Annotated in this window: 13 protein-coding genes; 10 read left to right on the forward strand and 3 right to left on the reverse strand. The window is 65.7% G+C overall.

The genetic code is table 11. From position 1 onward, the window contains the following. Window positions 1-46: 46 nt before the first annotated feature. Window positions 47-2098: a flagellar biosynthesis protein FlhA gene (gene flhA, locus ACP7BY_RS07425; protein ID WP_137903166.1), complete on the forward strand. Its 2052-nt coding sequence runs from the start codon at window positions 47-49 to the stop codon at window positions 2096-2098. Further along, window positions 2095-2838, forward strand: a complete 744-nt coding sequence (locus ACP7BY_RS07430) for a sigma-70 family RNA polymerase sigma factor (protein ID WP_033964848.1) — start codon at window positions 2095-2097, stop codon at window positions 2836-2838. The genes flhA and ACP7BY_RS07430 overlap by 4 nt, the downstream gene beginning before the upstream one ends. A 239-nt stretch (window positions 2839-3077) precedes the next feature. On the opposite strand, the gene ACP7BY_RS07435 is transcribed toward ACP7BY_RS07430, so the two are convergent. After that, entirely contained in the window at window positions 3078-4343 is a 1266-nt protein-coding gene (locus tag ACP7BY_RS07435) for a NupC/NupG family nucleoside CNT transporter (RefSeq protein WP_033964849.1), read from the reverse strand. A gap of 149 nt (window positions 4344-4492) precedes the next feature. On the opposite strand from ACP7BY_RS07435, the gene ACP7BY_RS07440 reads away from it, so the two are divergent. The 6 genes from ACP7BY_RS07440 to ACP7BY_RS07465 all read left to right on the forward strand — a co-directional run bounded on the left by ACP7BY_RS07440 (window position 4493) and on the right by ACP7BY_RS07465 (window position 8781). Beyond that, window positions 4493-5143 (forward strand): queuosine precursor transporter, encoded by a 651-nt coding sequence (locus ACP7BY_RS07440; protein WP_033964851.1) that lies wholly within the window; start codon window positions 4493-4495, stop codon window positions 5141-5143. Between the two features lie 127 nt (window positions 5144-5270). Next, window positions 5271-6170, forward strand: a complete 900-nt coding sequence (argB, locus tag ACP7BY_RS07445) for an acetylglutamate kinase (RefSeq protein WP_126846731.1) — start codon at window positions 5271-5273, stop codon at window positions 6168-6170. 75 nt (window positions 6171-6245) lie between these two features. Then, complete coding sequence (locus ACP7BY_RS07450) at window positions 6246-6548, forward strand: YggT family protein (RefSeq protein ID WP_033964852.1); 303 nt, start codon at window positions 6246-6248, stop codon at window positions 6546-6548. Window positions 6549-6578: 30 nt separating this feature from the next. Next, entirely contained in the window at window positions 6579-7451 is an 873-nt protein-coding gene (folD, locus tag ACP7BY_RS07455) for a bifunctional methylenetetrahydrofolate dehydrogenase/methenyltetrahydrofolate cyclohydrolase FolD (protein WP_137903158.1), read from the forward strand. Further along, a complete protein-coding gene (locus ACP7BY_RS07460) occupies window positions 7448-8167 on the forward strand; it encodes a hypothetical protein (RefSeq protein ID WP_033964853.1) in 720 nt (239 codons plus the stop codon). The genes folD and ACP7BY_RS07460 overlap by 4 nt, the downstream gene beginning before the upstream one ends. Next, window positions 8164-8781: a MarC family protein gene (locus ACP7BY_RS07465; protein ID WP_033964854.1), complete on the forward strand. Its 618-nt coding sequence runs from the start codon at window positions 8164-8166 to the stop codon at window positions 8779-8781. Before ACP7BY_RS07460 ends, ACP7BY_RS07465 begins: the two co-directional genes overlap by 4 nt. Here ACP7BY_RS07465 and ACP7BY_RS07470 read toward each other — a convergent pair. After that, window positions 8768-10549 (reverse strand): AcrB/AcrD/AcrF family protein, encoded by a 1782-nt coding sequence (locus tag ACP7BY_RS07470; RefSeq protein WP_137903157.1) that lies wholly within the window; start codon window positions 10547-10549, stop codon window positions 8768-8770. The genes ACP7BY_RS07465 and ACP7BY_RS07470 overlap by 14 nt on opposite strands. Before the next feature lie 62 nt (window positions 10550-10611). On the opposite strand from ACP7BY_RS07470, the gene ACP7BY_RS07475 reads away from it, so the two are divergent. Together ACP7BY_RS07475 and ACP7BY_RS07480 are read left to right on the forward strand one after the other, a co-directional pair. Further along, window positions 10612-11040 carry a GtrA family protein gene (locus ACP7BY_RS07475; protein ID WP_231565078.1) on the forward strand — a complete coding sequence of 143 codons (429 nt, stop codon included), beginning with the start codon at window positions 10612-10614 and terminating at the stop codon, window positions 11038-11040. Window positions 11041-11057: 17 nt separating this feature from the next. Next, window positions 11058-11786, forward strand: a complete 729-nt coding sequence (locus ACP7BY_RS07480) for a class I SAM-dependent methyltransferase (protein WP_033964856.1) — start codon at window positions 11058-11060, stop codon at window positions 11784-11786. A 6-nt stretch (window positions 11787-11792) separates the two neighbouring features. On the opposite strand, the gene ACP7BY_RS07485 is transcribed toward ACP7BY_RS07480, so the two are convergent. Then, window positions 11793-12881 (reverse strand): glycosyltransferase family 2 protein, encoded by a 1089-nt coding sequence (locus ACP7BY_RS07485; RefSeq protein ID WP_033964857.1) that lies wholly within the window; start codon window positions 12879-12881, stop codon window positions 11793-11795. Window positions 12882-12904: the final 23 nt, after the last annotated feature.

Below are 12904 nucleotides of genomic sequence, written 5' to 3' on the forward strand. Positions count from 1 at the left end.
GGTGGCGATTGCGTTGAAGTCGGGTGGCCTGAAATCCGGCGGCGTGTTGCCGCTGCTGCGTTCCGCTGCTTTGCCGGTGGCGATCCTGCTGCTGGTCGTGCTGATGGTGGTGCCGATCCCGTCGGCGCTGCTCGACGTTTTCTTCATCATGAACATCACGATCAGCCTTGCGGTGCTGATGGTGTCGCTCAACGCGCAGAAACCGCTCGATTTCTCGGCCTTCCCGACGGTGTTGTTGTTCGCGACGCTGTTCCGCCTCAGCCTCAACGTCGCCTCGACGCGCGTCGTGCTGGTGCATGGGCATGAAGGCGAAAGTGCTGCGGGCCATGTGATCGAAGCGTTCGGCACCTTCCTGATCGGCGGCGATTATGTCGTCGGCCTGTTCGTCTTTGCGATCCTGGTGATCATCAACATGATCGTGGTGACCAAGGGCGCGGGGCGCGTGTCCGAAGTTTCGGCACGCTTCACGCTCGACGCCTTGCCCGGCAAGCAGATGGCGATCGACGCTGATCTCAACGCCGGCCTGATCACCCCGGAAGAAGCCAAAGTGCGCCGCGTCGAAGTGGCGACCGAGGCCGATTTCTACGGCTCGATGGACGGTTCGTCCAAATTCGTGAAGGGCGACGCGGTTGCGGGCCTGCTGATCCTGGCCGCCAACATCATCGGCGGCCTGATCCTGGGGCCAGTCAGCCACGGCATGACGATCTCGGCGGCGGCGCATAATTATGTGCTGCTGGCGATCGGCGACGCGCTGGTCGCGCAGATCCCGTCGCTGATGCTGTCGATCGCGGCGGCGGCGATCGTGACGCGCGTTACCTCGAGCATGGATCTGGCGGGCCAGATCGGCAGCCAGTTCGGATCGGCGCGGACGTGGACGCCGGTTGCGATCATCCTCGCCTTGCTGGGGATGATGCCGGGGATGCCGCACCTCGTTATCCTGCCCGCCGCCGCGCTGGCTGGCTTTGCCGCCTGGAAGATGCGCCAGGCCGCCAACCGCCCGGCCCCTGTGGAAACCGTGCCTGCAGAGCCAGTCGACCATTCCAAGATCGGCTGGGACGAAGTCGCCGACACGATGCAGGTGAATCTCGACATCGGTTATGGCCTGGTGCCGCTGGTCGACGAGCGCCGCGGTGCGCCGCTGATGGGGCGGATCACCGGGGTGCGGCGGCAGCTGTCCAAGGAAATGGGCTTCGTCATCCCGCAGGTGCGGGTGCGCGACGACATCAATCTGTCGCCCTACGCCTATCGCATCATCGTCGGCGGCGTGGTCGTTGGCGAGGACAGCGTTTCGCCCGAGGAAATGCTGGCGCTCGATACCGGGCAGGCGGTTGGCGGCCTGATGGGCAAGCGCGCCAAGGACCCGACCTTCGGGCTAGATGCGGTGTGGATCGCGCCGGGCGATGCCGATGCGGCAACGGGTGCGGGCTATCTCGTGGTCGATCCCGGCACCGTCATGGCGACGCATCTCAACCATCAATTGGGCGTGCATGCCGCCGAACTGCTCGGCCCCGATGAAGTGCAGGCGCTGCTCGACGGCCTCAAGGAGCGCGCCGCCAACCTCGTTGCGTCGCTGTCGCCCAACCCGCTGCCGCTGACCACGCTGACGCAAGTGCTGCGCGGGCTGCTGGCCGAGAATATCCCGCTCAAGGAATTCCGCCGCATCGCCGCCGCGATCGCGGTCGCCGCGCAGAAGACGCTCGACGCCGACGAGATCATCGAGGCGATCCGCCCTGCTCTCGGCGGCTTGATCATCGGCAAACTGTGCGGCGTACGCGAGCCGCTGCGCGTGATGACGCTGGAGGGCGGGCTGGAAGGCCTGCTCGGCCAGGCAATGCGCAGCGATCCGTCGCGCCGCCACACGATCGAGCCCGATCTCGGCCGCCGCATCGTCGACGCGCTGCAACGCGCCGCGCAACCCTTTGTCGATGAGGCCAAGCCGTTCGCGCTCGTCGTCCAGCCCGCAATCCGCGTGGCGATCCGCAAACTCGTCAAAACCTGTCTGCCCGACATTCCGGTGATGAGCTTCTTCGAAGTCCCCGAGGACAAATCGGTCGAAGTCGTCGCCGTAATCGGTGCCCCTGGAGCTCTGCCCGCATGACCGCGCAGCCCGATTTCGCGACCTTCACCGAGGCGATGCCGCTGGTCTATCGCCGGTCCGGCGCGCCTGACCTGTCGCTGCTGGCGAAGAAGCACTTGCCATTGGTGCGGCGGATCGCGTGGCACGTGCATGGCAGCATGTCGTCCGCGATCGAAGTCGAGGATCTGGTGCAGATCGGGCTTGTCGCCTTGGTGGAAGCGGCCAGCGCTTTCGAGGAGCGCGGGCAAGTCACCTTCGAGCAATATCTGGTCACGCGCGTGCGCGGATCGATGATCGACGCGCTGCGCCGCAGTGCCACGATCACGCGCGGCGCGATGCAGCGCAAACGTCTTTATGCCGAGACGGTCGCTGCAATGACCACCGAACTCGGCCACGCGCCCGAGGAAGCGCAGGTCGCCGCCCGGCTGGGGGTGACGCCGGACAAGCTGCGGCTGGACTATGCCAATGCGCAGCCGGTGCGCTTCGAGCCGATCGAGGATGTCTATTCGGACGAGGGGCCGTGGTTCGCCAGCGACGAACCCGACGCCTTCGCACAGCTATCCGAGGGCGAGGAGCGCGACACGCTGATCGCCGCGATCGCCAGTTTGCCCGAGCGCGAAATGCTGGTGGTGCAGCTCTATTATGTCGAGGAAATGAACCTGGAGGAGATCGGCCAGGTGATCGGCGTTGGCGCGGCACGGGTGTGCCAGATCAAGGCCTCGGCGCACGCCAAGCTGAAAAAGGCGATGCTGCGGCGCTGAGCGCTGCGCGTATCCTTTTCACGCGAAGGCGCGAAGAGAAGAAGGTTTGTTCGCGCAGAGGCGCGGAGGACGCAGAGAAGGGGGGAGTGAAGCAGCCTCCTGTGCGTCCAAATTCGCTCCGTATTCGGTCTCCCGATTGACGCCGGGCGCGCGTTCTCCGCGTCCTCCGCGCCTCTGCGCGAACCAATTCTTATCTCTTCGTCGCTGCTTCGCGCCTTCGCGTGAGAAAAAGACTCGCGCTACCCCAGCAGCAACCCCGCCAATGCCGCCGACATCAAATTCGCCAGACTCCCCGCCGCCAGCGCGCGCAGGCCGAGCTTGGCGATCATCGGGCGCTGGTTGGGGGCAAGGCTGCCGGTCGAGGCCATCTGGATCGCGATCGACGAGAAATTGGCGAAGCCGCACAAGGCAAAGGTCACCACGGCGGTGGTGTGCGGCGACAGATCCTTCATCTTGCCGAGATCGATAAAGGCGACGAATTCGTTGAGCACGATCTTCTGCCCGAACAATTGCCCGGCAATGCGGGCTTCGTTCCACGGGATGTCGAGCAGGTACATCACTGGCGCGAAGACATAGCCCAGAATGCCCTGGAAGCTGAGGTCGGGATAGCCGAACCAGCCGCCAATGCCGCCGAGCATCCCGTTGGCCAGCGCGACCAGGCCGACAAACGCCAGCACCATCGCGCCGACCGCGACCGCGATGCGCACGCCGGTCTGCGCGCCGTTGGCCGCCGCCATGATGAGGTTGGCGGCGCGTTCTTCCTCCAGCGCCTGTTCGGCGACGTGGAGCACGGCTTCTTCGGGATCGTCCCCCAATGGCAATTCGCCGACGGGGGTCAGCGAGACATCGGGCATGATGATCTTGGCCATCAACAGCCCGCCCGGTGCCGACATGAACGATGCGGCGAGCAGATAAGGCAGCGCCCCCTGGCCGAGGAAGGTCGCGTAAGCGAGCAGGATCGTGCCGGCCACGCCCGACATGCCGACCGTCATCACCGCGAACAATTGCGGCGGGGTGAGGCTGGCGAGATAGGGGCGGATCACCAGCGGCGATTCGCTCTGGCCGACGAAGATGTTGGCGGCGGCGCACAGCGCCTCGACCTTGGACACGCCGATCACCGTCTCGATCGCACCGCCGACCCAGCGGATGACGAACTGCATGATGCCGAGGTGATAGAGGATCGAGACCAAGGCCGCGAAGAAGATGATCACCGGCAGCGCCGAAAAGACGAACGCGCTGCCGAAGGTGGGGTCGCTGGCAAGGCCGCCGAAAATCGTCATCGTGCCCGCCTTGGCATAGCCGAGCAGCGCCCAGACGCCGCGCGACATGCCCTCAATCACGTGGCGGCCGACGTCGCTGCGCAGCACGATGAACGCGATCGTCACTTGCAGCGCGAACGCCGCCCCGACGACGCGCAGCCGGATCGCGCGCTTGTTGTTCGACAGCAGGAAGGCGAGTCCCAGGATGACGAGGATGCCTATGATGCCGACCGGAAAAGTACCCACATGTCCCCCGCAGTAACGCCCAGGCCGCCGCAATCGGCGCGCACGGCGGCCCACCATACACGTGGGTTTCGTGAGCGATAGGGGTTTGCGGTGGCTCGGCTCGCGTCGCGTGCTTTGACCTGGCGGCGAAACCGGCTAGCGTCGCTGCGATGAACACCCCTGCTCCCACCGCGGTTGGCGGCATTCCGCGCTCGCTTTTCGTTTTCTCGATCCTGTACGGCGGCATGGTCTGCATGGCGGGCGTGCTCGGCGTCAAACAGGTCGCGCTGGGGCCGCTTGCGGTCGAGGCGGGGATCTTCGGCTTCCTGATCCTGGTCGTGCTGTCGAGCGCGGTGGCCGAATTGCACGGGCAAAAGACCGCGACCGCGCTGGTGCGCTTCGGGTTCGTGCCGCTGATCGTGTCGGCGCTGCTGATTCAGCTGGTGCTGGCGCTGCCCAATGATTCGGGCATGTACCCGCCCGCCGTCGCCGCCTTTCCGATTGTCGTCGGACAGGGGCTGCGGATGATGGTTGCGGGATTCATCTCCTATGGCACATCGCAGACGCTCAACGTCTTCATCTTCGACAAGTTGAAGGGACAAGAGGGGCGCGGGCGGCTGGTGTGGTTCCGCGGGATGGTGGCGAGCGTCGTCAGCCAGATCGTCGACACCGTGCTGTTCATCTCGATCTCTTTTTATGGCGAACGCCCGATCGTCGAACTAATGGCGGGCCAGATGCTGACCAAAGTGGTGCTGTCGATCGTGCTGGTGCCGTTCCTGATCACCGGCTTCGTCGCCTTGGGGAAGCGGCTCGACCGCTGAGATTCGTGTCCTGCGCCATGCGCGCTGTTGCGCGGCTGGCGTCGGGAGGGCATGGAGCGCCGCGACTGCCCGACAGGCCCTCCCCCAACCCCTCCCGCGAGCGGGAGGGGAGCAGAAGGTTCCCGCCATGACCGATCATTCCCCCGCCCCCGAATTGCTCGCCAAGGCCGAGACGCTGGTCGAGGCGCTGCCGTATATGCAGCGTTACGCCGGCAAGACCTTTGTCGTGAAATATGGCGGCCATGCGATGGGCGACCCCGAACTCGCGCGCGATTTCGCCGAGGACGTGGTGCTGATGAAGGCGGTCGGCATCAACCCGGTGGTGGTGCATGGCGGTGGCCCGCAGATCGGCGCGATGCTCAAGCGGCTGGGGGTTGAATCGCGCTTCGTCGATGGCTTGCGCGTGACCGATGCCGAGACCGCGCACATTGCCGAAATGGTGCTGGCAGGATCGATCAACAAGGAAATCGTCGGCTGGATCGGCCAGGCGGGCGGGCGCGCGGTCGGCATTTCGGGCAAGGATGCGGGCTTCGTCACCGCTGCCAAGGTCGGACGCGATACGCCCGACACCTTGCAGGGGATCGAACGCCATGTCGATCTGGGCTTTGTCGGCGAGCCGGTCGGGGTTGACCGGCGCATCATCGATACGCTGTCGCAGGCCGGGATCATCCCGGTGGTTGCGCCGATCGCGATCGGGGCCGACGGGCACACCTATAACATCAACGCCGATACGATGGCGGGCGCGATCGCGGCAGCGCTGGGCGCGGAACGCCTGTTCATGCTGACCGATGTGGTGGGCGTGCTCGACAAGAATGGCGAACTGGTGACCGATCTCGACCCCGCGGGCGTCGCGGCACTCCGCGCCGATGGCACGATCAAGGGGGGCATGATCCCCAAGCTCGAAACCTGCGTCCATGCGGTCGAGGGCGGGGTGGACGCCGCCGTCATTCTCGACGGGCGCGTGCCGCATGCGATGCTGCTGGAAATCTTCACCCGGCGCGGGGCGGGCACGCTGGTGCGGCGCTAAGCACCGTTCGTCGCCAGGGGTGGTCGCATCGGCGCGATCGCGCTAGAATAGGCCCACCAACGTCGGAGACGCTTTTTGCATACGATCATCCAACTCTTGCAGGTCCTGATCGACGCGGTGACGCTGATCGTGCTGGTGCAGGTCATCCTGTCGCTGCTGGTGTCGTTCAATGTGATCAACACCTATAACGAGTTCATTCGGGCGATTTATACCGGGCTCAATCGCGGGACCGACCCGCTGTACCGTCCGCTGCGCCGCGTGCTGCCCGATTTCGGGGCGCTCGATCTGGCGCCGTTCGCCGTGCTGCTGATCCTGCGGCTGATCAGCATCGTGCTGGTCAACCTCGATGCGCATCTGCTCCTCGGAGCCCCGCTCTAAACTGCCCGTTCCAAACCGAAAGTTCCTGGCATGACCGCCGCGTTGATTGATGGAAAAGCCTTTGCGGCGGGCTTGCGCGCGCGCATTGCCACGCGGGTCGCGGCGTTCGTGGGCCAGGCCGGGCGCGCGCCGGGGCTGGCGGTGGTGCTGGTCGGGGAAGATCCGGCCTCGGCGGTTTACGTCCGCAATAAGGGCAAGGCGACGCGTGAGGCCGGGATGGTCAGCGTCGAGCATCGCCTGCCTGCGGATGTGCCGCAGGACGCGCTGCTCGATCTGGTCGATGCGCTCAACGCCGATCCCGCGATCGACGGCATCCTCGTGCAATTGCCGCTGCCGGGGCATATTGACGAGCGCACCGTGCTCACCCGGATCGACCCCGACAAGGATGTCGACGGCTTCCACCCGGTCAATGCCGGGCGGCTGGCGACGGGGCTGCCGGGGTTCGTGCCGTGCACGCCCTTTGGCTGCGTGATGCTGCTGAAGGATGTGCTGGGCGATCTCGCCGGGCTCGATGCGGTGGTGATCGGGCGCTCGAACATCGTCGGCAAGCCGATGGCGCAATTGCTGATCGCGGAAAGCTGCACCGTCACGGTCGCGCATTCGCGCACGCGCGATCTGTCGAGCGTGGTCAAGCGCGCCGACATCGTCGTGGCGGCGGTCGGGCGGCCCGAAATGATCAAGGGCGAATGGCTGAAACCCGGCGCGACGGTGATCGATGTCGGCATCAACCGCACCGAGGCCGGGCTCGTCGGCGATGTCGATTTCGCGGGCGCGATGAGCGTGGCGGGCGCGGTGACGCCGGTGCCGGGCGGGGTCGGCCCGATGACGATCGCCTGCCTGCTGCGCAACGCATTGCTCTCGGCCGAGCGGCGCGAAGGCGTGGTCGGCGAGGGGGAGTTGTGATCGCAGCCTTGCTGCTGGCGGCGACCGCTTCCCCAACATCCGTTCGGGCTGAGCCTGTCGAAGCCCCTGCCGCCGCGCGCGCGGAGAGGAGCCCTTCGACAGGCTCAGGGCGAACGGAGCTTGGGTCCGCCCTCGACGCCGAACGCGCCTTTGCCGCCGATGCGCAGACGCTCGGGCAATGGACCGCGTTCCGTAAATGGGCGGCGAGCGATGCGACGATGTTCGTGCCGCAGCCGGTCAATGCGCAAGTGTGGCTGAAGGACCGCACCGACCCGGCCAAGGCGATCGAGTGGTGGCCGACCGCGAGTTATGTGTCGTGCGATGGGTCACTCGCGGTCAACACCGGCGGGTGGAAGCGGCCCGACGGGTCGGTCGGCTATTTCTCCACCGTGTGGCAGCGCCAACCGGATGGCGGCTGGAAGTGGATCGTCGATGGTGGGGATGATTTGAAGGTCGGGCGGCAGCATCCCGGGGAAGCGAAGATCGTAAGTGCTTACTGCGGTAACAAGGGGAGCGTAAGAGTGGTGGCTGGCGTTATGACCATTGCCGGTCCACCGAAGCCCGGCATAAAATCAGCTATGGGTGGATCAAGAGACGATACTGTTACCTGGCTGTGGGTGGTGCGCTCCAACGGCGATCGGAGATTCATGGCGAGCTATTGGGATGGCCGCGCGATGGTTGACGCTCTCGACGACAAGATTGCTGCGCCCAAATGATCGAACTCTACATCTCCTCGCTCATCACCTTTTTCGTGGTGATCGATCCGCCCGGTTGCGCGCCGATCTATGCCGGGCTGACGGCGGGGGCGACGCCGGTGCATGCGCGGGCGATGGCGCTGCGCGCGGTGCTGGTCGCGGCGGGCATTTTGCTGGTGTTCGCGTTGTTCGGCGAAGCCTTGCTGCATGGGCTGGGGATCAGCCTGGCGAGCTTTCGCATCGCGGGCGGGATCATGCTGTTCCTGATCGCGCTGGAAATGGTGTTCGAAAAGCGCACCGAACGCCGCGAGGACCGCGCCGCCAAGGTCGCCGCCGAGCCGCATGAAGACGTCTCGATCTTCCCGATGGCGATGCCGATGATCGCAGGGCCGGGGTCGATCGCCTCGGTCATGCTGCTGATGGGCCGCAATGAGGGGATCGAGCGCTCGCTTGTCGTGCTCGGTGCGCTGGCGACGATCCTGCTGCTGACGCTGGTTTCCCTGCTTGCTGCGGGGCCGATCATGCGCGTGCTGGGGGCCAAGATCGAAGCGGTGATCACGCGGCTGCTCGGCGTGCTGCTGGCGGCCCTCGCCGTGCAGTTCGTGATCGACGGGATCAAGATCAGTCTGGCTTGATCCGCCACAGCCGCAGCGGCGATTTGGCAGGCAACGGCAGCGGCTCGAGCCAATCGAAGGTCTTGCGGTGGGCGAGCTGGTCGTAAAAGCCGCCGGGCGCGCGCACGCGGTAAATCGTCGATTCGGCCATGTTCGGGCAAATCAGCAACATCGTCGCACCGTGGCGCTTGGCGATCGCGCGGAAATTCTCCGGCGTGCCGGAAAAGGCGTGCTGCACGTCCAGGATCGCATCGCCATTGCGGTGATACGGCCCCGCCACCGCATTATGATGCGTGATGGTGATGATGCGCGGCCCCAGATCGACGAAGCTGAAGATCGTCTGCGCCGGATAACGGTTGAGCGGGCTCAGCGCCGTCATCGTCGGGCACGAACCGCTCGCGCGATCGATGATCTGGACGCGCTTGGTTGGCCGGTCGATCGGCAGGAAGCGGAAAGCGAGCCCGGCAAACAGCCCGGAGCCGACCAGCAGGATCACGGCAACCGTCCCGAGCACGCGCACCAGCGGCGAGCGCTGGGCTTGCAGATAGGGGATCAGCAGCCACGCCAGTGCCACTGCGCCGGGCACCGACAGCATCTGCGCGGCCGGCCCTGCGCGCGCTTGCCACAGCAGCAGCAAGGCGGCCCCGGTGACGAACAGCAAGACCGTCGCCCACGCCGCACCCAGCGCGGTGCCGCGCGCGCGCCACGTCGCGATGATCGCGCCGATCACGCCGACCACCGGCATGATCGCGACCGGGAACGCAACGCGGAACGGGTGGACATAGATTGGCCGCGCCTCGCGGATCATGTTGAGCCAGTTCTTCTGCAATTCGGGCGAGGCCTGTTCGGGGCGGCCGAGGCATTGCGGAAAGACCAAAGCGAAGCCGATCACGATCACCGCGCCCGCCGCGATGGCAAGCGCGAGGCGCACCCAGCGATTGGCGGGATTGGACCAGGCCAGTGCGAACAGCAAAGCGCCCGCCATCACCATCACGCTCAGCCATACTGGCGTCAGCGCGTCGCAGCGCAGCGCGGCGTTGCCGTAAGAGGCGAACAGCGCATAGCCGATTCCGCTCCCGGCCCCCAGGCACAGCGCATAGATCGACAAGCGCTGGGCTTCGGCGCGATCCCAGATCCAGCGCAGCGCGAGGATCGCACCAGCGATGGCGGCATAAGGCAGCATCTCCAGCCCGATCGCGAGCGACACCGCGCTCGCCAAGCCGACGATCGCACCGCCGCGTATCCCCTTTGGATCGGACAGGCCCGCCACCGTCAGGCTGAGCATGGCGAGCTGCCAGCCGTGATGATCGATGCGTTCGGGCATGTACATCAAGAGCGTCGCCGAACAGCAGAGCAGCAAGGCGATTGCGAGCGGCCAGGCATAGGGGCTGATCAGGCGCCGGACCGTGGCCCCCAGGCCAAGGATGGCGATGCTCAGCGGCAGCAGCGGGGCAATGCCGCAAGCGAGCATCTCGGCTTCGCGCGCGCCGACGAACGGACGCAGCAGCAGGATCAGCCCGGCGATCGGCAAATCGACGATCCGGCTCCAGTGAATGTCATAGCCGCCGGGCGGGTTCAGCCGATATTGACGCAGATCGTACCAGCCCTGCCCGCCCAACCAGGCGCGCACCTGCATCAGCCGCATATTGTCGTCGGTGTCGCCCAGCTGCAGATAATGGATGCCGACCCAGCGATCGTGGAGGAAATAGACCGCGATACACAGCCAGGCGATCAGGCTCAGACGGATCCAATCCCGATCCACCATGCGCGTCAACGAACCAAGCTTCATCCAAACCGCTTTCCTAGACCGAGATCGCGCTCTACTGCGGCACGCGTAAAGGGCAAGCAAACGTGACGACACTCCTCCAACACGTCGATCGCTGGCGGTCGAACCCGCTGTTCGGCCAAATGGTGCGGTTCGGCATCGCCGGCGGACTGTCGACGGTGCTCTATTCGGCGGTGTACCTGCCGCTGACGCTGTATGTGTTCGAGCGGCAGCATGCGGTCTATGCCGTGCCGTTCGCGTTTGCGGTCGCGGTGACGGCGGGGTTTTTCCTGCACAGCCGCTGGAGCTTCAAAGGGCATGGCACGGGCGCGCGGGGGGCGGCGCAGCAAGTGCAGTTCGTGCTGGTGCAAGCATCGGGGATGGCGCTGAACGCGCTGATCACCTGGATCGGCACCGCCAAGCTCGGCTATCCCGGCTGGGTGCCGCTGCTGCCCGCGATCGTGCTGGCAACGGGGATGACCTTCGTGCTCAACCGCTATCTGGTGTTCAAATAAGATGGGATGCGTCGACCTTGGATAGAATCGTTTACGACCGCATGGCGGCGCATGATTCGACGCATTGGTGGTATCGCGCGCGGCGCGACATCCTGGCCGACTATCTGGCGCGCGAAGGGCATTTGCCGGCCGATGCGCGTATCCTGGAGATTGGCTGCGGCACAGGCCACAATCTGCCGATGCTTGGCGCTTTCGGCACGGTCGAGGCGATCGAGATTGATCCCGCCGCGCGTGCGATTGCCAGTGAGCGGCTGGGCAAGCCGGTTGGTGCTGCCCCCTTGCCCGAGCTGACCGGGGTCGAGCGCGGTGCCTATGATCTGATCGCGGTGCTCGATGTGGTCGAGCATATCGAAGACGATGTCGCGGCGTTGAAGGCGATGGGGGAATGCCTGAAGCCCGGCGGCAAGATTTTGATCGCGGTGCCCGCGCACCAATGGATGTGGAGCGCGCACGATGTCGTCAACCACCATCACCGCCGCTATTCCAAGGCGACGCTGGGCGCGGCGATCGGCAAGGCGGGGCTGAAGCATAATGGCCTGCGCTGGTTCAACTCGCTGCTGTTCCCGCTGGCGGTGGCGTCGCGCGTGGCGGGGCGGATTCGCGGCAAGGACGATAGCGACGATTCGCCGCCGCCCGGGCCGGTGAACGCGCTGTTCGAGGCGGTTTTCCGGCTGGAGCGTCACCTGGTCGGCCGTGTACCGCTGTCGCCGGGCGTGTCGATCGTGACGCTCGCTTCGGTGAAATAAGGGGGGTCACCCCTCCGTTCGTGCCGAGCCTGTCGAAGCACTGCTTTCCGCAAGGTCTGGTTCCTGCGGTGAGCGCTGCCCTTCGACAAGCTCCGGGCGAACGGGCTGGGGCTGGGCTTCGGCGCGATAGCCGAGCGTCGCTCGCCCCTGGATCGGCCCCACCACATCGGCAACCAGATAGAGCGGGCGGCGCTTCGATTCGACATACAGCCGCCCGAGATATTCGCCGATCATGCCCAGCACGAACATCTGGAACGCGCCGAGCAGTACGACGACGAGCATCGTCGAGGTCCAACCCGCGACCGCGCTGCCGCTGAAAAAGCCGACCGCGATATAGAGGAACAGCAGCAACGATGCCGCCGTCAGCGCCAGGCCCAAATGGCTGGCGAAGCGCAACGGCGCGGTCGAAAAGCCGGTGACCGCGTCGAGCGCGAGGCGGATCATCTTGCCGAGTGGATAATTGGTTTCCCCCGCATGGCGCTCGGCGCGGTCATAAGGGAAGGGGATCTGCTTGAAGCCGACCCAGGCGACCATGCCGCGAATGAAGCGGGCCTGTTCGGGCATCGACAGGAAGGCGTCGAGCGCCCGCCTGCTCATCAAGCGGAAATCGCCGGTGTCGAGCGGGATGGCGGTGTCGGTGACGCGGTCGAGCAAGCGGTAGAAAGCGGCGGCGGTGGCTTTCTTGAACAGCGTCTCGCCCTCGCGTTTGCGGCGCACCGCATAAACGACATCGGCCCCCTGCGCGGCCATCGCGGCACGCATGTCGGTCAGCAATTCGGGCGGGTCCTGCAGATCGGCATCGATAATCAGGATCTGCGCGCCCGAACACAGATCGAGCCCGGCGGTGAGCGCGAGCTGGTGTCCGTGGTTGCGCGACAGGTTGACGATCACCAGGCGCGGGTCGTCGGCGGCGAGGCGCTGCATCTCGCCCCAGCTATCGTCGCGCGAGCCATCGTTGATCAGCAGGATTTCGTAATCGTTGCCCACAGCGGCGCGCGCGGCGGCGGTTACGCGCGCATGCAGCACGGCGAGGCATGCCGCTTCGTTATAACAGGGGATGACAACGGACAAAGCGGGGGATGTGGGACGCGACATGCCTGCTGAATAGCGTGTCGTCG

The sequence above is a fragment of the Sphingomonas sp. PSPC2-2 genome (assembly GCF_049897725.1).
Lineage (GTDB): Bacteria > Pseudomonadota > Alphaproteobacteria > Sphingomonadales > Sphingomonadaceae > Sphingomonas.

Bases quoted from the DNA above. Each gene is read 5' to 3' on its own strand.
- ACP7BY_RS07430 (WP_033964848.1), top strand. From the start codon at position 2,095: ATGACCGCGCAGCCCGATTTCGCGACCTTCACCGAGGCGATGCCGCTG.
- ACP7BY_RS07440 (WP_033964851.1), top strand. From the start codon at position 4,493: ATGAACACCCCTGCTCCCACCGCGGTTGGCGGCATTCCGCGCTCGCTT.
- argB (WP_126846731.1), top strand. From the start codon at position 5,271: ATGACCGATCATTCCCCCGCCCCCGAATTGCTCGCCAAGGCCGAGACG.
- folD (WP_137903158.1), top strand. From the start codon at position 6,579: ATGACCGCCGCGTTGATTGATGGAAAAGCCTTTGCGGCGGGCTTGCGC.
- ACP7BY_RS07465 (WP_033964854.1), top strand. From the start codon at position 8,164: ATGATCGAACTCTACATCTCCTCGCTCATCACCTTTTTCGTGGTGATC.
- ACP7BY_RS07470 (WP_137903157.1), bottom strand. From the start codon at position 10,549: ATGAAGCTTGGTTCGTTGACGCGCATGGTGGATCGGGATTGGATCCGT.
- ACP7BY_RS07485 (WP_033964857.1), bottom strand. From the start codon at position 12,881: ATGTCGCGTCCCACATCCCCCGCTTTGTCCGTTGTCATCCCCTGTTAT.